The following is a 19723-nucleotide window of genomic DNA, read 5'->3' on the forward strand; positions in this document are numbered from 1 at the left end:
GCATCGGCTGGATGCACGGGCGTCGTGGCCGATCGGCGCGTCAGCTCGCCGGGAGCAGGAACTCCGCGTCGGCCGGCGTGCTCACGTACGTCAGCGACCAGCCCGGGAACCGTCGCTACGGCGTGGTCCAGGTGGTCGGCGGCTTCTGCTGGTCGTAGAGCCAGATCTGGAAGAAGTCGTCGAGGTCCGCGCCCGAGACCTCCTCGTAGACCGCCTGGAAGTCCTCCGAGGTGCCCGCCGAGTCGTCGTAGCGCTCGACCCAGAGCTGGGCGGCCTCGAAGAACGCGTCGTCGCCGACCTCGAGCCGCAGGGCGTGGAGTGTCGCGGCGCCGCGGTTGTACACCTGCGTCAGGAAGAGCCCGAGCTCGCCGGGGTCGCCGATCTGCAGCTCCCAGTAGCCGGCCGGCCGCGCTGTGTTGTACCAGTTGTCGTATGCGGTCTGCGCGGTCCGCATGCCGCGCTCCTCGTTCCACATCCAGTTCGCGTACGTCGCCCAGCCCTCGTTGAGCCAGATGTCCTGCCACCGCTCGGGGCTGACCGCGTTGCCGAACCACTGGTGCGCGAGCTCGTGCGAGACGGTGCCCTCGCTCGCCTGCGAGGAGTACACCGGGCGGGTCTGCGTCTCGAGCGCATAGCCGACGCTGTCGTTGTCGACGATCGAGCCGTAGGCGACGAACGGGTAGGGGCCGAACCTCGACTCGAAGAAGTCGATCATCTCGTCCTGCCAGCCGAGGCTGGCATTCGTGGTCGCGAGCCGCGCGGCGTTGAGCTTGGTGTCGACCGCGTCGATGATCGGCACGCCGCTGCCTGAGGAGTACGTCTCGCGCAGGGCGAAGTCGCCGACCGAGGCGGTGGTCAGGTAGCTCGCCTGCTGGTCGGGGGCGTCCCAGTACCACGTGGTCCAGCCGTCGGCGGTGTCCTCGGGCTTCGGCTGGATGCCGTTCGCGACCGCGACCTTGCCCTCCGGCACCGTGATCTCGAACGAGTAGGTCGCCTTGTCGGTCTGGTGGTCGCTCACCGGGTACCAGGTCATCGACCCCTCGGGCTCGCTCACGACCATCGCCCCGTCGCGCGTGGTCACCCAACCGTAGAGCGCACCCTCGATGTCCTCCGGGCGCGTCGTCGTGCCGCCGTACTCGACGACGACCTGCACGGCCTGGCCGGCCTTGATCTTCGGGCGCGGCTGCACGGTGAGCTCCCAGATCCGCGCGTCGTCGTCCTGCACGTGCCAGTACGCCGCGCCGTCGACCTCGGCCCCGGCGAGAGGCGGGGCGACGGATGCCGCGGGCTTTCCGTCCACGCTCAGCGCGTGCACCTCCATCCCGCGCAGGTCGAGGTTGAACCGGTCGAGGTCCTGTGTGGCGACGAGGTCGATCGTGGCGACGCCCTCGAACTCGCCCTCGAGCGGTGCGGGCGCCGCCGCCGGCGGCGTGTAGCGGAGGTCGAGGTCGTAATGCTGCACGTCGTAGCCGCCGTTGCCCGCGTACGGGAAGTACGCGTCGCCGACGCCCGCCGCACCGGCGGTGTACCGTGGGCCGCTGGGCTTGCCCGGCGCGGCCGCCGCGCCCGCGGCACCGATCGCACCCAGTGCCAGCGTTGCGACGGCGATGCCGCCGACCAGTCTCGTCCTCGATCTCATCCCTGCGCTCCGGTCCGCTCGTGTGTGACCGCACTCTATGGGTGGAGACAGGTCTCCGGTAGCCCCCGTCCGGAGCCCGAGCGCCACCGGAATACTGTGATCTCGCCGAGAGTTGAGTCAAGTGCGCTCAAGTTCAACGATCTCGACTTGACATCGATTCGGGCGGGTCAGACACTTGAGTCGGCGAGGCTCAAGTCTCGCGAACACTGACTTCGGCCACAGGCGGGCACCGCCGGGCCGATCGCCGAGGCGCCAACCGCGAGAGCCCCGGCAGAAGGAGATACACATGTCACGTGCAGTCGGAATCGACCTGGGCACCACGAACTCGGTCGTCAGCGTCCTCGAGGGCGGCGAGCCCGTCGTCATCGCGAACGCCGAGGGCTTCCGCACCACCCCGTCGGTGGTCGCGTTCACGAAGGACGGCGAGGTGCTCGTCGGCGAGACCGCCAAGCGCCAGGCCGTGACCAACGTCGACCGCACCATCTCGTCGGTGAAGCGCCACATGGGCACCGACTGGAAGTCGGCCTCGATCGACGGCAAGGAGTACACGCCGCAGGAGATCTCGGCGCGCATCCTGCAGAAGCTCAAGCGCGACGCCGAGCAGTACCTCGGCGACACCGTCACCGACGCGGTCATCACCGTGCCGGCCTACTTCAACGACGCCGAGCGCCAGGCCACCAAGGAGGCCGGCGAGATCGCGGGCCTCAACGTCCTCCGCATCATCAACGAGCCCACCGCGGCGGCCCTCGCCTACGGCCTCGACAAGGGCAAGGAGGACGAGCTCATCCTCGTCTTCGACCTCGGTGGCGGCACGTTCGACGTCTCCCTCCTCGAGGTGGGCAAGGACGACGACTTCTCGACCATCCAGGTCCGCGCGACCGCGGGCGACAACCGCCTCGGCGGCGACGACTGGGACCAGCGCGTCGTCGACCACCTCATCAAGCGCTTCAAGGACACCACCGGCGTCGACGTCTCGAAGGACAAGATCGCCCTCCAGCGCCTGAAGGAGGCCGCGGAGCAGGCCAAGAAGGAGCTGTCGTCGGGCATGTCGACGAGCATCCAGCTCCCCTACCTCTCGCTCACCGAGTCCGGCCCGGCGAACCTCGACGAGACGCTCACGCGCGCCCAGTTCGAGAACATGACGAGCGACCTGCTCGACCGCACCAAGAAGCCCTTCGAGGACGTCATCCGCGAGGCGGGCATCAAGCTCTCCGACATCGCCCACGTCGTGCTCGTCGGCGGTTCGACCCGCATGCCGGCCGTCTCCGACCTCGTGAAGAAGGAGACCGGCAAGGAGCCCAACAAGGGCGTGAACCCCGACGAGGTCGTCGCCGTCGGCGCCGCCCTGCAGGCGGGCGTCCTCAAGGGCGAGCGCAAGGACGTGCTGCTCATCGACGTCACCCCCCTGAGCCTCGGCATCGAGACCAAGGGCGGCATCATGACCAAGCTCATCGAGCGCAACACCGCCATCCCGACCAAGCGCAGCGAGACCTTCACGACCGCCGACGACAACCAGCCGTCGGTCGCGATCCAGGTCTTCCAGGGCGAGCGCGAGTTCACGCGCGACAACAAGCCGCTCGGCACGTTCGAGCTGACCGGCATCGCCCCGGCCCCCCGCGGCATCCCGCAGATCGAGGTCACCTTCGACATCGACGCCAACGGCATCGTGCACGTGTCCGCGAAGGACAAGGGCACGGGCAAGGAGCAGTCGATGACGATCTCGGGCGGCTCGGCCCTGCCCAAGGAGGACGTCGAGCGCATGGTGCGCGACGCCGAGGAGCACGCGGCCGAGGACAAGAAGCGCCGCGAGTCCGCCGAGACCCGCAACCAGGCCGAGCAGCTCGCCTACTCGGTCGAGAAGCTCATCAGGGAGAACGACGACAAGCTCCCCGCCGACGTCAAGTCGGAGGTCCAGGGCGACGTCGACGCGCTGAAGTCGGCCCTCGCGGGCGACGACGACGACGCGGTGAAGTCGGCGTTCGAGAAGCTCTCGCAGTCGCAGGGCAAGCTCGGCGAGGCGATCTACGCGCAGGGCCAGCAGGCGGATGCCTCCGCCGCCGGCGCCAACCCCGGCGAGGACGCGACCGCATCGGGCGCCGAGGGCGCCGAGTCCTCCGATGAGGACGTCGTCGACGCCGAGGTCATCGACGACGAGGACGAGAAGAAGTAACCATGACGGACGAGAACCAGAACCAGGACGAGCCGATCATTCGCGACAAGCGGCGGATCGACCCCGAGACGGGTGAGGTTCGCAAGGCGCCCGAGGCGGGGGCGGATGCCGCGGCATCCGCCTCGCCGGAGGCCGTCGACGCCGACGCGGCCGCCGACACCGTCGCCGACGAGGACGAGGAGACCCTGACCGTCGACGACATCCTCAACGCGGCCCAGGCCGAGGTCGAGGACCCGACGGCGGAGCACCTCGCCGACCTCAAGCGGGTCACCGCGGAGTACGCCAACTACCGCAAGCGCACCGAGGCGAACCGCGAGGTCGAGCGCGAGCGTGCGATCGGCGCCACGGTCGCGGTGCTGCTGCCCGTTCTCGACGACCTCGACCGGGCCGAGAAGCACGGCGACCTCGAGGGCGACACCCCGTTCTCGACGATCGCGGCGAAGCTGCGCGCGTCGGTCGAGAAGCTGGGCCTCGCGAAGTTCGGCGAGGTCGGCGAGCCGTTCGACCCGCAGCGGCACGAGGCGATCTTCCAGCAGCACTCCGACGAGGTCGAGGTCGACACGGTCGCCGACGTCGTCGAGACCGGGTACCTGCTCGGCGGCACGCTGCTGCGTGCAGCGAAGGTCGTCGTCCAGACGCCCGCGTAAGCGGCATCCGTCACCGCCGGTGGTCGAGTAGGCCCGCAGGGCCGTATCGAGACCGTTCAACCAGTCGGTGGTCGAGTAGGACCGAAGGCCCGTATCGAGACCCGGTCCTACTCGACCACTGGTGACACGGCAGTAGATTCAGCAGGAAGGAGGCGCCGATGGCCAGCCAGGATTGGTTCGACAAGGACTTCTACGCCACGCTCGGCGTCTCGAAGGACGCGAGCGACGCCGACATCAAGAAGGCGTACCGCAAGCTCGCGCGCAAGTACCACCCCGACCAGAACCCGGGGGATGCCGCGGCCGAGGCGAAGTTCAAGGAGATCAGCGAGGCGAACTCGGTGCTCTCCGATCCCGAGGAGCGCAAGGAGTACGACGCGGTCCGCGCCATGGGCGGCGGCGCGCGCTTCACCGCCCCCGGCGGCGCCGGCGCGGGCGGCTTCGAGGACGTCTTCGGCGGCATGTTCGGCCAGCAGGGCGGCGGCCAGCGCTACACGTTCCGCCAGGGCGGCGGAGGCGGCGACTACGACGACCTGCTCGGCGGGCTCTTCGGCGGCGGCCGGTTCGGCCAGCCGACCGGCGGCTACCGCGGCTACGGCGGCCCGACGAAGGGCCGCGACGTGACCGCGTCGACCACGCTCGACTTCATCACCGCGACCAAGGGCGACCGCATCACCCTGCAGACCGCCGAGGGCCGCGAGATCAGCGTCAACGTGCCCGCGGGCGTCGCCGACGGCCAGAAGATCCGGCTGCGCGGCAAGGGTCATCCGTCGCCCGACGGCGGCGAGGCCGGCGACATCGTGCTCACCGTGAAGGTGCGCAAGCACCCGGTGTTCGAGCGTGACGGGCTGAACCTCCGCGTCACCGTGCCCGTGACCTTCGCCGAGGCCGCGCTCGGCGCGACCATCCAGGTCCCGACGCTCGGCGGCGACCCGGTCAAGCTCCGCGTCGCGCCCGGCACGCCGAGCGGCCGCGTGCTGCGCGTGAAGGGCCGCGGCGTTGAGACGAAGAAGGGCACGGGCGACCTGCTCGCGATCGTCCAGGTCGCGGTGCCGGCGCACCTGTCGAAGGACGCCGAGGAGAAGCTGCGCGAGTTCGCGTCGCAGCTGCCCGACGATGACCCCCGCGAGGACCTCCTCGCCAAGGCCCGGAGCGCCTGATGCAGGTCGACGGCGAGAGCCCGCTGTTCGTCATCTCGGTCGCGGCCGAACTGGCGGGCATGCACCCGCAGACGCTCCGCCAGTACGACCGCATGGGTCTCGTCTCCCCGAAGCGGACCGCCGGCAAGTCGCGCCGCTACTCGATGCGCGACGTCGCACAGCTCCGCGAGATCCAGCAGCTCTCGAGCGAGGGCGTGAGCCTCGAGGGCATCCGCCGCGTGCTCGGCCTCGAGAACGAGGTCAACGAGCTCAGAGCGCGGGTGCGCGAACTGGAGCGCGCGCTCGCCGACGAGATGCTGAACCGCCCCGGCCGCCGCGTGTTCGCGGCGGGAGCCGAGGGCGAGGTCGTCACGCTCCGCACGGGCACCCGGGTCCGGCGCGAGAACGCGGTCGTCGTCTGGCGCCCGCTCGAGCGCGGCTGAGCCGCGGCATCCGTCGCCTCGCCCTCGCCGCCGCGCCCGGGGGTGTGCGAGGCTGTGCCTAGCGTGCCGGGGCGGGCGCGCCGGCGCGACCGGGGGGCGACGATGACGGATGACACGGACGACGTGCAGATGCCGGCACCCACCCCGGCCCAGCTCCTCGTGCTCCTCGTGCCCGCGATCGTCATCGGCGCCCTCTGCGCGCTGGTCCTGCGTGCGCTCGACCTCGCGGCCGGGGGCCTCCAGCAGGTGCTCTGGACCGCGCTGCCGGACGCGCTCGGGGTCGACCCCGACGGGTGGTGGATCGTCGTGGTGCTCACGGCGACCGGATTCGCGGTCGGCCTCGGCCTCCAGTTCCTGCCGGGCCACGGCGGGCAGGACTCCGCGACGACCGAGCTCGTCTCGGAACCGCTGAAGCTCCGCACCCTGCCGGGTCTCGTCATCGTCACCGGGCTCGCGCTCGCCGGCGGCGTGAGCCTCGGCCCCGAGAACCCGATCATCGCCATCAACGTCGCACTCACGGTCGCACTGCTCGGCCGCATGATGCCGCGCGTCGGCGCGAAGCTCGGCATGCTCATGGCCGCCTCGGGCACGATCGGCGCGCTGTTCGGATCGCCGGTCGCGGCCGCGCTGCTCTTCACGGGCACGCTCGCCGCGGTGCGCGGCGGCGGCGCGCTCTGGGACAAGCTGTTCCTGCCGCTGGCCTCGGCGGCCGCCGCGGCAGGCACCATGCACGTGCTGGGTGCGCCGCCGCTGCAGTTCACACTGCCGACGGCGCCCACGACGCCGATGCTGCTCCTCGCCGGCATCGTCATCGCCATCGCGGGCGTCGCGATCGGCCTCGTCGGGGCGTTCGCGTTCCCGTTCGTCCACCGGGCGTTCCACTCGCTGCGGCAGCCGCTCCTCATCGCCACCGCGGGCGGCCTGGTGCTCGGGCTGCTCGGGCTCATCGGCGGCCCGATCACGCTGTTCAAGGGTCTCGACCAGATGGGGGAGCTGTTCGAGGATCCCGACGCCTACGACGCCGGTCAGCTCGTCGTGATCGTGCTGGTCAAGCTCGTCGCGCTGCTCGTGGCGGCGAGTGCCGCCTTCCGCGGCGGTCGGATCTTCCCCGCCGCCTTCATCGGGGCCGCGCTCGGCATCCTCGCGCACACGCTCATCCCGGCGCTCCCGATCGCGCTGTGCGTCGCGAGCGCGCTCATCGGGATCCTGCTCGTGATGGCGAAGGACGGATGGCTGGCGCTGTTCGTCGCGGCGGCGGTCGCGGGCGACATCGCGCTCCTGCCGTGGCTCTGCGTGATCATCCTCCCGGCGTGGCTGCTGGTCTCCAGGGCGCCGGAGTTCCGGATCGTGCCGAAGCCGGCGGCGGTGGCGACCGACGGGTCCGCTGGCGCTGCGGCCGAGCCGCGTGTCGAGCGACCGTCGACGGCCGGGGCCGGGGACGGGGCCGGGGCCGGTGCCGGTGCGTCGCAGGCCGGAGAGTCGGGTGCCGGTGCCGCGCCGGCCGGAGAGTCGGGTGCCGAGCGACCGCCGACGGCGTGACGCTCAGCCGCGCGCCGCGGGCGCGGACCGGGCGGCCGACGTGGTCGCCGGCGCGATCTCGCCGAGCAGCTTCTCGACGTGCGCGCGGATGTCGTCGCGCACGCGCCGAACGCCGTCGAGGTCGAGCTCGGCGGGGTCGTCGAGGCGCCAGTCGAGGTAGCGCTTGCCGGGGTAGACCGGGCAGGCGTCGCCGCATCCCATCGTGATCACGGCGTCGGCGGCACGGACGACGTCGTCGGTGAGCGGCTTCGGGAACTCCTCGCCGAGGTCGATGCCCTGCTCGGCCATGACCTCGACGACCGACGGCAGGATGCCGCTGCCCGGCTCGGATCCGGCGGAGCGCACGTGCACCCGGCCCGCGGCGAGCTCGCGCGTGAGCGCGGCAGCCATCTGCGAGCGGCCGGAATTCTGCACGCAGACGAAGAGCACTTCGGGCACGGACTTGGGGATCGCGCCCTTCGCCTGCGCGAGTGCGGTGAGCCGCTCGTTCGCGAACCGGTAGGCGAGGCTCGGCAGGTGCACCGAGATCTTCGCGGTGCGCGCGAGCGCGGTGTACGACTCGAACACCATGCGCTCGACGGTCTCGGCGTTGACGATGCCGTCGTAGTGCGAGGCGAGCCGCTCGGCGCTGCGATGCAGGACCGCGTACGGGTCGTCGAGGGCGAGCTGGCCCTCGCGCGTGCTCATGCGCGTGCCGTCTCGGGGAGGAGCTCGCCGAGCAGTTCCTCGATGCGGCGGCGGATCTCGTCGCGGATCGGGCGCACGGCCTCGATGCCCTGGCCGGCCGGGTCGTCGAGCTCCCAGTCCTCGTAGCGCTTGCCGGGGAAGATCGGGCAGGCGTCGCCGCAGCCCATGGTGATCACGACGTCGGAGTCCTTCACGGCCTCGGTGGTGAGCACCTTCGGCGTGTTGCCCGCGATGTCGATCCCCTCCTCGGCCATGGCCTGCACGGCGACCGGGTTGATCTCGTCCTTCGGCGCGGAGCCGGCCGAGAGCACCTCGACGCGGTCGCCGCCGAGCTCGCGCAGGTAGCCGGCGGCCATCTGCGAGCGGCCGGCGTTGTGGACGCAGACGAACAGGACGGTGGGCTTGTCGGACATCGGGACCTCGTTTCGCTCGAATCGCTTAAAGCATAGATTGTGATCTATGCATTGTCGAGCGGATGCCGCGAGCCCTCATCGCCGGGCGCGAAGCCGTGACGCTTCGATCGCTGCGCGGCCGCGGCATCCGTCGTCAGGTCAGGCTCGCGATGAGCTCGCGCACCCGCCGGTCGATGTCGTCGCGGATGCCGCGGACCTCGCCGAGCGGCCGGCCGACGGGGTCGTCGAGCTCCCAGTCCTCGTAGCGCTTGCCGGGGTAGACGGGGCACGCGTCGCCGCAGCCCATGGTGATGACGACGTCGGCGGCCCGGACGACCTCGTCGGTGAGCGGCTTCGGGAAGGCGCCGCCGACCGGCACGCCGATCTCGTCGAGCACGCCCACGACCGCCGGCGACACCGCGTCGGCCGGCTCGGAGCCCGCCGTGCGGACGTGCACGCGGTCGCCCGCGAGGTGCCGGAGGATCGCCGCGGCCATCTGCGAGCGGCCCGCGTTCTGCACGCACACGAAGAGCACCTCTGGGGTGGCGGCGCCCGCCTCGCGCCCCTGCGCCGCGAGCGCGGCGAGGCGCTCGGCCGCGAACCCCGCTGCGCGTGACGTGAAGCGCTTCGAGGCCCCGCTCCGCTCGGCGAGGAGGTCGCGGCTCTCGCGTACGTAGCGTTCGACGGTCTCGCGGCCGAACGTGCCCGCGAACCGCGTCGCGAGGTCGTCGACCACACGGGCGATCGCCGCCTCGTCGTCGGGCGAGGGGCTCGCTGCCGGCACGTCGAGCAGTTCGACCACGCGGTCGAGCTGGTCGGGCGCGATCGAGTACCAGGCGCGACGCCCCTCGGGCTCGCGCACGAGCACGCCGTCGTCGAGCAGCGCCTTCGCGTGGTGCGACACGGTCGGCTGCCGGAGCCCGAGCTCATCGGCCATCGCCGTGACAGTCGATCGCCCGTCGGGACTCGCGAGGATCAGCGAGAGCATGCGCGCCCGCGTGGGATCGGCGATCAGCGCGAGACCGCCGGCCGCGGCATCCGCCCCACCCGTGTGCATAGACGACAGTCTATGCAAACCCCCTGCCGTTCCCCCCGGTGCATGAAGATCCCTGCGATGCGGGCGTGGGCAGGGCCGATCTGCACATTCTCATGCGCCGCGCCTACAGCGGGCGGATGGCCGGCCCACGACCCGCACGGGCCGCCTGAGAATCCGCATCACACGCGCCGTCCGGGCCGCGTGCGCCGGATTCTCGTGCGGCAGGATCTTCGGGTGGGGGCCGCGCTCAGCAGCAGCCGGACGAGCCGTCGAGGCTCGTCGAGCACACGCCCGTCGCGGGAAGTTCGAGCTGCACGTTCGCGGCGCTCGCGGCGTCGCCCGCGAGCCATGCCGCGATCGAGCGCACCTGCTCGTACCCGGTCGCGAGCAGGAACGTCGGCGCCCGGCCGTAGCTCTTCATGCCGGCGAGGAAGAAGCCGTCCTCGGGCTGGCGGAGCTCGGCGAAGCCGTGCGGCTCGACCGTGCCGCACGTGTGCACGTTCGGGTCGATGAGGGGCGCCAGGCGCTTCGGCGCCTCGACGATGTCGTCGAGCTCGAGGCGGATCTCGCGGAGCATGTCGAGGTCGGGCTTGAAGCCCGTCGCGTTCACGATCACGTCGGCCTCGTGCTCGACGAGCTCGCCGCCGCGCGAGCCCACGACGCGCACGCCGCCGTCGGCGGCGCGGCCGAGCCGGACGATCTCGAACCGGTCGAGCACCTCGATGCGGCCGGCCGCGACGAGGTCGTCGACGCGCTTCCCGATCGAGGCGCGCGCGGCGAGCCCGTCGTCCTCCGAAGTCGTGACGCGCACCGCCGAGGCGTTGCGGATCGCCCAGGTGATGCGGGTCTCGGGCACCTCGCGCGCGAGCGCGGCGAGGGCGAGCAGCGTGTTCGCGGCGGAGTGCCCGGCGCCCACGACGGTCACGCGGCGGCCCGCGAAGCGGGCGCGGTCGGCGCCGAGCACGTCGGGAAGGGCGTGCGTCACCGAGTCGGCCACCTCGTCGAGCCCGAGCGGGTCGAGGCCGCTCGAGCCGAGCCGGTTCGGCGTGCGCCAGGTGCCCGATGCGTCGATGACGGCGCGCGCCGCGACATCCTGCACCGCACCGGATGCCTCGCGCACGCGCAGCACGAACGGCGTGGCCGCACGCCCCGCTGTGCGGGTCCGGTCCATGCCCTCGCGGGCGACGGCGGTCACGTCGACGCCGAAGCGGATGCGCGAGGCGATCGGCTCGAGCGCGGCGAGCGGCTCGAGGTACTGCTCGACGAGCTCGGCGCCCGTCGGCAGGCGGTCCTCGTCGGGGTGCTCCCAGCCGGATGCCTCGAGCAGGCGCCGCGAGGCGGGGTCGACGAGCATGCGCCACGGCGAGAAGAGCCGGATGTGGCCCCACTCGCGGATGCTCGCGCCGACGCGGTCGCCCGCCTCGTAGACCACGACGTCGATGCCGCGCTCGAGCAGGTTGGCCGCGGCGGCGAGGCCGATCGGGCCGGCGCCGATGATCGCGACGGGCAGGGTGTCGAGGCGCCCCGAGCGCGTCGTCGGGCGGGTGAGATCGAGCAGGGTCATGGCGGGCCTTTCCGGCATATCGAAGTTCGTCGATGCCTAGTGTCGACCCATCCATCGAAGTTTGTCAATATTCAGGCTAGGATCGAGGCATGACGACCTTCGAACTCGCACCCGTGGGCGCCGGCGTGCGCGTCGACCTCGGTGTCGAGGTCCGGCCGGCCGCGAGCGGCGGCGCGTGCTGCAGCCCGCTCGTGACCGAGCCGATGGATGGCGCTCGCGCCGAGCAGCTCGCGGCGTCGTTCAAGGCGCTCGCCGACCCGACCCGCCTGCGCCTGCTGTCGATCGTCGCGAAGTCCGAGGGTGAGGAGGCGTGCGTCTGCGACCTCATCGAACCCGTCGGCCTCAGCCAGCCGACCGTCTCGCACCACCTGAAGATCCTCACGACCGCCGGGTTCCTCGAGCGCAGCAAGCGCGGCACCTGGGCGTACTACAAGCTCGTGCCCGGCGCGCTCGACCGGATGTCGCAGCTCCTCGCCGACGCCTGAGGCGCGCTCAGCGACCCCAGGCCGACGCGGGCGCCGCGACCACCGGCACGGGCGAGCTCGACCACCACGCGCCGTTGCCGTAGTGGCTCGACGCCCAGGGCGAGGCCCAGATCGCGCGGGCCGTGGCATCCGCCGACGTACCGGCCTCGAGCCCGGCGACGATGTCGGCGTAGAACGAGCGCTTCTTCAGGTTGGAGGCCGCGTACTCCGCGGCCGTCACGAGCGTGTCGTAGCTGCCGAGGCCGCTGCCGCCGCCCGAGCCGTACCCGTTGTTCAGCGGGTTGTTGCGGTTCCACCAGTTGTCGGGGCCGTTCTCCTCGCGCATCCACTCGACCATGAGTCGCACGTTCTCGTCGGTGAGCGGCCAGTCGCCGAACACGAGCACGAGCTTCGCCCAGTCGTAGTTGGTGCCCGAGTCGACGAGCGTCTCGGGGCCGGTCGTCGTCGAGTAGCCCTCGCGCGACACGCTGGCCGGAGCGACGTCGCCGTCGACCTCGACCTCCTGCACCGCTCCCGTGAACGGCGAGACCGTCGTCACGGACGCCTCCGCGACGGGCACGCCGACGCGCGGCAGCGGGGCGAGCGCGAGCGTGGCGAGCAGCCCGGCCACCGCGACGGTCGCCGCGAGCGCGGTCGCGACCCGCCGGTGCCGCGGTCGCACCGAACCAGGCGCCGACCGCGGCGCGCGGGCGTCCGGGCGAGCGGATGCCGCGGGGCGGTCGGCCGGCTCGGCGCGCCGGCGTCCCGGCGGCGCAGACGACGGACGCCGCGTGGACGATCCCCTCGCCGCGCGGCGCTCCCCCGGTGGCTGCGCCATGTCTCGCATCGGGGGGCGAGGCTAGCAAACCTGCCTGACCGCCGCCATCGGCTTGACGTCGCGTCGCGGTGCGTGCCTTCGGCACGCCGCGCTCATCCGGTGAGGTCGAGCAGGGTGCGAAGCGTCGGCGGGGCGGTGTCGTCGGCATCCGGGTCCGGCTCACGGAGTTGACGGTCGATGCCGCGTTCGAGGCTCCCGATGCTGAACCCGCTGAGCGCCCACCCGAGCGGCGGCACGACGGCCGGCTCGGTCGACGGGGCCACCGTCAGTGCGAGCCCCGGGATCACCCCGCGGAGTGCGGCGATCGCGTCGCCCGCCGGTTCGTCCGGCTCGCCGATGGTGCGGAACGCCGCGGAGATGCGCTGGCGGAGCACCTGCTCGGTGCCGCTCTTCGAGAGCGCCGCGGCACCGACCAGTGGCACCAGCGGCTCCGCGGCGACCCCCTCCAGGTCCTGGCGCAGGTCGTAGCCGCCGGAGTTCTTGAGGTAGACGAGGATCGGCACCACGGGCGGACCGTCCGCCCCGTCGCCCGCGTTCCACACCGAGATCCGGTCGGCGAGGACGGGTGCGAGGTCGGCCGCGGTGCCGAGACCGGAGCCCTCCGCGTACCCTCCGTCGACGAGCTGCATGCCGTCGGTGCCGCAACCGCCGCCCGCCTCGATCCGCGCCGCCGGCGTGATCACCGGGAAGCGCGCGGAGAGCATCGCCGCCGTCGCCCACTCCATCCCGGCGAAGCAGGCGGCCGGCACGGGAAGGCTCGCGGCCGGGGCCGTGGCCGCGGTGTCGCAACCGGCGACGGTGGCGCCGGCGGAGACGGCCGGATCCGTCGCCACGCCGTTCGAGACGAGGACCTTGCACTTCGAGCGCACGTCCGTCGAGTTCAGCACCGGGATGCCGATCCGCGGGGACGCGCCGAGCACGACCTGTCGCTGCAGCCCCGGGACGTCCTCGACCCAGACGTCCTCGATGAGCGATGCGCGATCCCGCCATTCGGCTCGTCCGTCGAGCACCGACGGGAACCGGAGCCCGGTGGTCGAGGCGACGAGGTCGCCCACGACGAGGGCCGCGGTCCCGGTCGAGACGGCGTCGGGACCGGCGAGGTGGACGAGCTCGTCGCTGCCCTCCCGGTCGATCGCGGTGACGGCGAGCCCGACCGATCCGCCGCTCACGCCGCTCGAGACGAGGACCGACCGTCCGAGGCACTCGCCTTCGGCGCCGAGCTCCTCGAGCGCTCGTGCGGTCCAGTACGCGGCCCTGATCCCGCCGCCCTCGGCGACGACGAGCAGCGCGGGCGTGAAGGTCTCGTCGCCGACCGTGGCGGTGCACCCTCCGGTGGCCAGCGCCGCGATGCGTGCATCGACCTGCGCCTCGAACGTGTCGCCGTCCGCCTCCGCCGCCGCGGCCGGCGATCCGGTCCGGGTGGCGTGCAGCGCGGGGTCGTCCGCGTTGATCGCGGCCGCGACGATCGCCCACACCAGGGGGACGACGATGGCGAGGGTGAGGACCGGATCGGCGCGGAGCCTGAGGAACCGCGAGATCGGGGCCGGCGGATGCTCCTGCAGGGCGACGGTGAACGAACCGAGCACCGCGCCCCAGGTCGTGAGCAGGAGCACGGCGAGCGCAGGGGCTCCGGCGAACGCCGCGGACTGCACGGGCCAGACCCCGGTGAGGGCGAGCACGAGGAGCCCGGCCAGGAAGAAGCCGAGCACGAGCCGGCGGTGCCGGAGCCGGAGCGCCTGGTCGGGCGCGCCGACGTCCACCCGGACCCGCGGATCGAGCAGGCGGTTCACGGTCGGGTCCCCGCGCAGCAGCAGGGGCGCGAGCACCGCCATGACCGCTCCGGACACGAGGAGCACGACCGAGAGGGGATACGCCCACGGGTCCAGCCGAGGGAGGTCCCATCCGGCGAACACCGGTGCCGTGAACGAGCGGAGGAGCCCCAGTCCGGCGATCGACGCGATCGAGACGGCGACCGCATCGCCGGTCAGCCACGCCCACCTCGCGCGGTCGAGGAGGTCGGGGCGACGCCGCACCGGCCACGCGGCATCCGGTCGGATCAGGTAGCCGGCCACGACGATCGCGGGCACGACGAGGAAAGCCACCGCCGACCATCCGGGGAGCCACCTGCCCGTCGCGGCGCCCGTGGCCAGCCACAGCACCAGCCAGACGGCGATCGGGGCGCACCACCACAGTGCGTGCGAACGCTTCGAGGGGACCGTGCGGACGTCGAAGCCCATGACGGCGGACGCCAGGGCACGCGTCCGGGCGCGACCGAGGACGTACGCGCAGGCGACCGCGATCGCGACCGACACGAGCGCGACGACGAGGTGCCGGGTGGTGCCGGCGTCGAGCGGCACCCACTGCCGTTGCAGGTCGGGCAGCTGGTCCAGCACGCCGTCCGTCGGGATGCACGTGAGCACGAACAGCGCGACGACGAGCACCGTGGAGAGCCGGTGCAGCCACATCGCCTGGGCGAGCCGCCGGATCCAGACGCCGATCGCGCGACGCGCGGCGGCGTCTCGGAGGACGAACACGGCGAGCAGGACCACGGTGACCCACTTCGCCGTCGCCGCCAGGGCGACGGCCCATCCGAACAGGCCGCCGCCGGCCAGCAGCATCGCAGAGCCGTCGGGACCGAACGGCCAGCCGGTCAGCGCCGCCGCGCCGACGAGGAGCGCCGTGCCCTCCACGCCCTCGACGGCCAGGAGCACGAGGAGGGTCCGCCCTGCGAGCCGCTGCGGCCGCGCCATCCCCATCCGACGGAGGACGTGCGCGACGAACCAGGCGTACGCGCCGACGAAGATCGCGTCGATGAACACGGATGCCGCGATCCACCCGCCGACCGAGGCCGGGATCGTCGTCGACGCCCAGTCCGGCCACGCGTCGCGGCCGGCGAGGGCCGACGGGCCGATGACGCTCCCGAGGGGCGAGCTGCGGCCGTCGAGCGTCAGGACGCCCGCGATGAGACGGTCGATCTCCGAGAGGGCGATGAGTGCGCCGAGGACGACCACCACGGCGGTGAGCACGTGCGAGGCCCGGGCCCGATGCTCGGTCACCCACTGGGAGAGGTCGTCGGCCGTGTCCGTCGGTGCTGGCGCGACATCGACGGCCATGGTTCCCCCTCCCGGCTAGCCGTGACGATAGTCCTGCGACGGATGCCGCGGTGCGCCCCGTTCGGGGGAGATTCCCGCGGCACCGCGCGGGTAGGGTGCCGACGTGGACTTCGATGCACTGCGCCGTCACCCCGACCTCGAGGCGCCCGGGCTGGCCGCAGCGGATGCCGCGGACCGGCTGATCCTCGACGAGTCGGCGTCCGCGCTCGCCGAGGTCGCCGGCCCGCCCGGCTCGGTCGTCGTGATCGACGACGCGTACGGGGCGCTCGCGCTCGGCGCGATGGACGCCGGTGCGCGCGGCGTCCGCGTGCACCAGGACCCGGTCACGGGCGAGCGCGCACTGGCCGAGAACGCCGAGCGGCTCGGCCTCGCGGTCGACGAACGGCCCGCCGCCCTGCCGCTCGGGGCGGGGCTGCTCGCGGGCGCCCGCGTCGTCCTGATGCGCCTGCCCCGTTCGCTCGACCGGCTCGACGAGGTGGCCGGGCTGATCGCGACCCACGCGTCGACCGACGTGCGCGTGTTCGCCGGCGGCCGCCTCAAGCACATGTCGCTCGCCATGAACGACGTGCTCGGCCGGTGGTTCGAGCGCGTCGACGTGACGCACGCCCGGCAGAAGTCGCGCGTGCTCGTCGCCTCGGGGCCGCGGCAGGGCCCCGCGTCGGACTGGCCGCGCAGCGCGCGCGACGACGAGCTCGGGATCGAGGTCGTGGCGCACGGCGGCGTCTTCGCCGGGACCGGCGTCGACATCGGGACCCGGTTCCTGCTCGGCGTGCTGGGCGACGCGGTGCCGGATGCCGCGACCGCCGTGGACCTCGCGTGCGGCTCGGGCGTCGTGGCGGCGTGGCTCGCGCGCGAGCGCCCGCGGCTCGTGGTGCGCGCCTCGGATCGCAGCGCCGCGGCCGCGGCATCCGCCCCCCTCACCGCCGTCGCGAACGGCGTCGGCGAACGCGTCGAGGTGACGCGCGCCGACGGCCTCGAGCACCTGCCCGATGCGAGCGAGCGGCTCGTCGTGCTGAACCCGCCCTTCCACTCGGACGCCGCGGTGCACACGGGGATCGCGACGCACCTGTTCGCGGAGGCCGCGCGCGTGCTCGCACCCGGCGGGGAGCTCTGGTGCGTGTGGAACTCGCACCTGCGCTATCGGCCGCTGCTCGAGCGGATCGTCGGGCCGACCAGGCAGGTCGCGCGCAACCCGAAGTTCACGGTCACGGCGTCGGCGCGCCGGGCGGCGTCGCCGCTCTCCTGAGCCTTCCGCGCCCGACATGCCGTGAAGTGGGGCATGCGCGAATCGGCCGGACGTGACACTCTCGAAGGGTGACCAGCACGGCCGCGACGAGCCGTCGTCGTCTCCCGACGGGGACGGTCACGTTCCTGTTCACCGACGTCGAGGGATCGACCCGCCTGGTGGAGGCTGCCGGTGAGCAGTGGCCGGCGCTGCTCGCGGAGCACGACCGCCTGCTCCGCGAGGCCATCACGGGCAGCGGCGGCACCGTGGTCAAGACCGAGGGGGACGGCTTCTTCGCCGCGTTCGCCTCGGCGATCGACGCCGTGGCGGCCGTCGTGACGGCGCAGCGGGCGATCGGCGACCACGACTGGCCGGAGGGACTCGCGCCGAAGGTCCGGATGGGCCTGCACACCGGTCTCGGACTGCTCGGCGGCGACGACTACATCGGCCTCGACGTCCACCGTGCAGCGCGCATCATGGGCGCAGCGCACGGCGGGCAGGTCGTGCTCTCCGCATCGACCGCCGCCCTGGTCGAGCACGAGCTGCCCGACGGCATCACCCTCCGCGACCTCGGTCGGCACCATCTCCGCGACCTCTCGCAGGCCGAGGGGATCTTCCAGCTCGACATCGCCGGCGCCTCGACCCGTTTCCCCGCGCTGCGATCGGTCGAGGCCCCGCCGAGCAACCTGCCCGAGCCGGTCACGCACTTCGTGGGGCGGCGGCGCGAACGGGCTCGGGTCCGCGAACTCCTGGAGTCGTCGCACGTCGTGACCGTCACGGGCACGGGGGGCACGGGCAAGACCCGACTCGCCCTCCAGGTCGGCGCCGAGGTCGGCGGGCGGTTCCGCGACGGGGTCTTCTTCGTCGACCTCGCCCCCGTCGACGATCCCGACGTCGTCCCGTCCCAGGTCCTCCGGGCGCTCGGCGAGGAGGCCCTGCCCGGCAACCGTCCACCGCGCGACGCACTGCTGGATCGCGTGTCCGACCTCGAGGTCCTGCTCATCCTCGACAACTTCGAGCAGGTCATCGCCGCCGCGCCGCTCGTCGCCGCCCTCGTGTCGGCCGCGCCGCGCTCCCGATTCCTCGTCACCTCGCGCGGCCCGCTCCGGATCGCCGCCGAGCAGGAGATGCCGCTCGAGCCCATGGACCTGCCCGATCGGCACGACCGGGAACTCGCGACCCAGGCCGACGCGGTCGCCCTGTTCGTCGACCGGGCGCTCGCCGTGCGACCCGACTTCGCGGTCACGCCCGAGAACGCCGACGCGGTCTCGGAGCTCGTGCGCGGTCTCGACGGGCTCCCGCTCGCCATCGAACTGGTGGCCTCGCGCGTGCGGCTGCTGCCCGTGCCCGAGATCCTCGCGCGGCTCGACCCGGCGCGTCCCGGAACCGGGACGATCGACCTGCCCGCGCGTCAGCGGACGATCGAGGGCGCGATCGCGTGGAGCCACGACCTCCTCGAACCGCCGGTGCAGGTGCTCTTCGCCCGGCTCGGCGTGTTCGCGGGCGGCGCCGACCTCGAGCAGATCGAGCGGGTGTGCGACGACGTCGACGTCGACCTCCTCGGCGGTCTCGCAGAACTCGTCGACCAGGGCCTCCTCCGACAGGAGGCGGCGTCCGGCGGCCGGGCCAGGTTCCGCACGCTGCACGTGATCCGCGAGGTCGCGCTGCTGAAGCTCGAGGCGGGCGGAACGGCCGACGCCGTGCACCGGCGCCACCTGGAGGCCTACGTCGATTGGGCCGAGGAGGTGGCCGCGCACGTCCTCGGCGAGGACCGCTCGGCGTGGCTGGACCGGTTCGACGCCGACCACGACAACGTCCGCACGGCGCTCGACTGGGCTGCCGTGCACGGCGAGACGGACCTCGCGCTGCGGCTCGCCGCCGCGTCGTGGCGCTTCTGGCAGTCCCGCGGCCACCTCTACGAGGGCCGCAGCCGCCTGGAGACCGTGATCTCGCTGGAGGGCGGCGAACCGCTCAATCGTGCGCGCGCCCTCGAGGCGCTCGGCGGGGTGTACTGGTGGCAGGGCGACATCGAGAAGTGCGTCCCGCCCTACCGGGAGGCGCTCGCGATCCAGCGCGAATCCGGCGATCCGGCTGCGATCGCGAACGCGATCTACAACTCCGCGATCGGGCAGTCCGTCGCCGCGGTGACGACGGGCGTCACCGACGAGGTGCGCGCCGAGGTGTACGGGCTCTACGACGAGGGCGAGGCGATCTACCGCGAACTCGGCGACGAGAACGGACTCGGCAACATCACGTGGGGCCGGGGCCTGGCCGTCTCCGACCTGGACGACGACCTGACGCAGGCCCTCGAGCTCTTCCACCGGAGCATCGACCACTACCGAAGCGCCGGCAACGAGTTCGGCATGGGCTGGGGGATGTTCGAGGTCGCGATCTTCTCGGCGAGGCTCGGCGACCTCGAGACGGCATGGGACTACCTCGAGGAGGGGCTGGAGCTCTTCGCGCCGCACCGCGACGTCTCGGCCGTCGTGCTCTTCCTCTCCCTGGCCGCCGCGCTCGCCCAGGCCGCGGACGATGAGGAGCGCGCCGCACGCCTCGCCGGAGCCGTGCACGGCCTCCGGAACTCGTCGGGCGCGAAGATCGTCGACCACGAGATCACGCGGATCCGGGGCCTCGCGCTGGAGCAGCTGGACCCGTCGCGCGACGACCTCGAGCCGATCTATCGGGCGGGCATGGCGATGGACCTGTCGCAGGCGGTCGCCTTCGCCCTCGGCCGCTCCGTGCCGACCGACGGGCACGACGACGGCGAGTGACGAGCGGACGGGCCGCATCGGGCGAACAGGGACGTGCGAGCGGGCCGGGAGCGTGTCAG

15 protein-coding genes are annotated in these 19723 nt (G+C 72.7%); 8 read left to right on the forward strand and 7 right to left on the reverse strand.

The genetic code is table 11. The features are described 5' to 3' along the window. Nucleotides 1-115 precede the first annotated feature (115 nt). Nucleotides 116-1639, reverse strand: coding sequence for a M1 family metallopeptidase (locus GJ743_RS01045; RefSeq protein WP_155050085.1), 1524 nt, complete (start codon nt 1637-1639; stop codon nt 116-118). Between the two features lie 286 nt (nt 1640-1925). Here GJ743_RS01045 and dnaK point away from each other — a divergent pair, with 286 nt between their 5' ends. From dnaK to GJ743_RS01070, 5 genes are all read left to right on the forward strand, one after another. Beyond that, on the forward strand, nt 1926-3809 hold the full coding sequence (dnaK, locus tag GJ743_RS01050; protein ID WP_155050086.1) for a molecular chaperone DnaK: 1884 nt from the start codon (nt 1926-1928) through the stop codon (nt 3807-3809). A 2-nt stretch (nt 3810-3811) separates the two neighbouring features. Beyond that, nucleotides 3812-4456: a nucleotide exchange factor GrpE gene (locus tag GJ743_RS01055; protein ID WP_155050087.1), complete on the forward strand. Its 645-nt coding sequence runs from the start codon at nt 3812-3814 to the stop codon at nt 4454-4456. Nucleotides 4457-4614: 158 nt separating this feature from the next. After that, a complete protein-coding gene (locus GJ743_RS01060) occupies nt 4615-5613 on the forward strand; it encodes a DnaJ C-terminal domain-containing protein (protein WP_155050088.1) in 999 nt (332 codons plus the stop codon). Continuing rightward, entirely contained in the window at nt 5613-6035 is a 423-nt protein-coding gene (locus GJ743_RS01065) for a heat shock protein transcriptional repressor HspR (protein ID WP_155050089.1), read from the forward strand. Before GJ743_RS01060 ends, GJ743_RS01065 begins: the two co-directional genes overlap by 1 nt. A gap of 102 nt (nt 6036-6137) precedes the next feature. Further along, entirely contained in the window at nt 6138-7574 is a 1437-nt protein-coding gene (locus GJ743_RS01070; protein ID WP_155050090.1) for an ion channel protein, read from the forward strand. A 3-nt stretch (nt 7575-7577) separates the two neighbouring features. On the opposite strand, the gene GJ743_RS01075 is transcribed toward GJ743_RS01070, so the two are convergent. From GJ743_RS01075 to GJ743_RS01090, 4 genes are all read right to left on the reverse strand, one after another. Beyond that, nucleotides 7578-8261 carry an arsenate reductase ArsC gene (locus GJ743_RS01075; RefSeq protein WP_155050091.1) on the reverse strand — a complete coding sequence of 228 codons (684 nt, stop codon included), beginning with the start codon at nt 8259-8261 and terminating at the stop codon, nt 7578-7580. Then, nucleotides 8258-8674 (reverse strand): arsenate reductase ArsC, encoded by a 417-nt coding sequence (locus GJ743_RS01080; RefSeq protein WP_155050092.1) that lies wholly within the window; start codon nt 8672-8674, stop codon nt 8258-8260. The genes GJ743_RS01075 and GJ743_RS01080 overlap by 4 nt, the downstream gene beginning before the upstream one ends. Nucleotides 8675-8807: 133 nt before the next feature. Beyond that, on the reverse strand, nt 8808-9710 hold the full coding sequence (locus GJ743_RS01085; RefSeq protein WP_155050093.1) for a metalloregulator ArsR/SmtB family transcription factor: 903 nt from the start codon (nt 9708-9710) through the stop codon (nt 8808-8810). Nucleotides 9711-9936: 226 nt separating this feature from the next. Beyond that, nucleotides 9937-11253 carry an FAD-dependent oxidoreductase gene (locus GJ743_RS01090; RefSeq protein ID WP_155050094.1) on the reverse strand — a complete coding sequence of 439 codons (1317 nt, stop codon included), beginning with the start codon at nt 11251-11253 and terminating at the stop codon, nt 9937-9939. A gap of 89 nt (nt 11254-11342) precedes the next feature. On the opposite strand from GJ743_RS01090, the gene GJ743_RS01095 reads away from it, so the two are divergent. Beyond that, nucleotides 11343-11738 carry an ArsR/SmtB family transcription factor gene (locus GJ743_RS01095; RefSeq protein WP_155050095.1) on the forward strand — a complete coding sequence of 132 codons (396 nt, stop codon included), beginning with the start codon at nt 11343-11345 and terminating at the stop codon, nt 11736-11738. 7 nt (nt 11739-11745) lie between these two features. Here the strand turns inward: GJ743_RS01095 and GJ743_RS01100 are convergent, their stop codons facing one another. Continuing rightward, entirely contained in the window at nt 11746-12399 is a 654-nt protein-coding gene (locus tag GJ743_RS01100) for a hypothetical protein (RefSeq protein WP_155050096.1), read from the reverse strand. A gap of 248 nt (nt 12400-12647) precedes the next feature. Beyond that, nucleotides 12648-15668, reverse strand: coding sequence for a patatin-like phospholipase family protein (locus GJ743_RS01105; RefSeq protein WP_155050097.1), 3021 nt, complete (start codon nt 15666-15668; stop codon nt 12648-12650). A 103-nt stretch (nt 15669-15771) separates the two neighbouring features. Between GJ743_RS01105 and GJ743_RS01110 the strand changes: the two genes are divergently transcribed. Next, entirely contained in the window at nt 15772-16914 is a 1143-nt protein-coding gene (locus GJ743_RS01110) for a class I SAM-dependent methyltransferase (protein ID WP_328288668.1), read from the forward strand. 68 nt (nt 16915-16982) lie between these two features. Continuing rightward, a complete protein-coding gene (locus tag GJ743_RS01115) occupies nt 16983-19664 on the forward strand; it encodes an adenylate/guanylate cyclase domain-containing protein (protein ID WP_155050098.1) in 2682 nt (893 codons plus the stop codon). Nucleotides 19665-19723 lie beyond the last annotated feature (59 nt).

This window comes from Agromyces bracchium (assembly GCF_009709675.1).
GTDB lineage: Bacteria > Actinomycetota > Actinomycetes > Actinomycetales > Microbacteriaceae > Agromyces > Agromyces bracchium.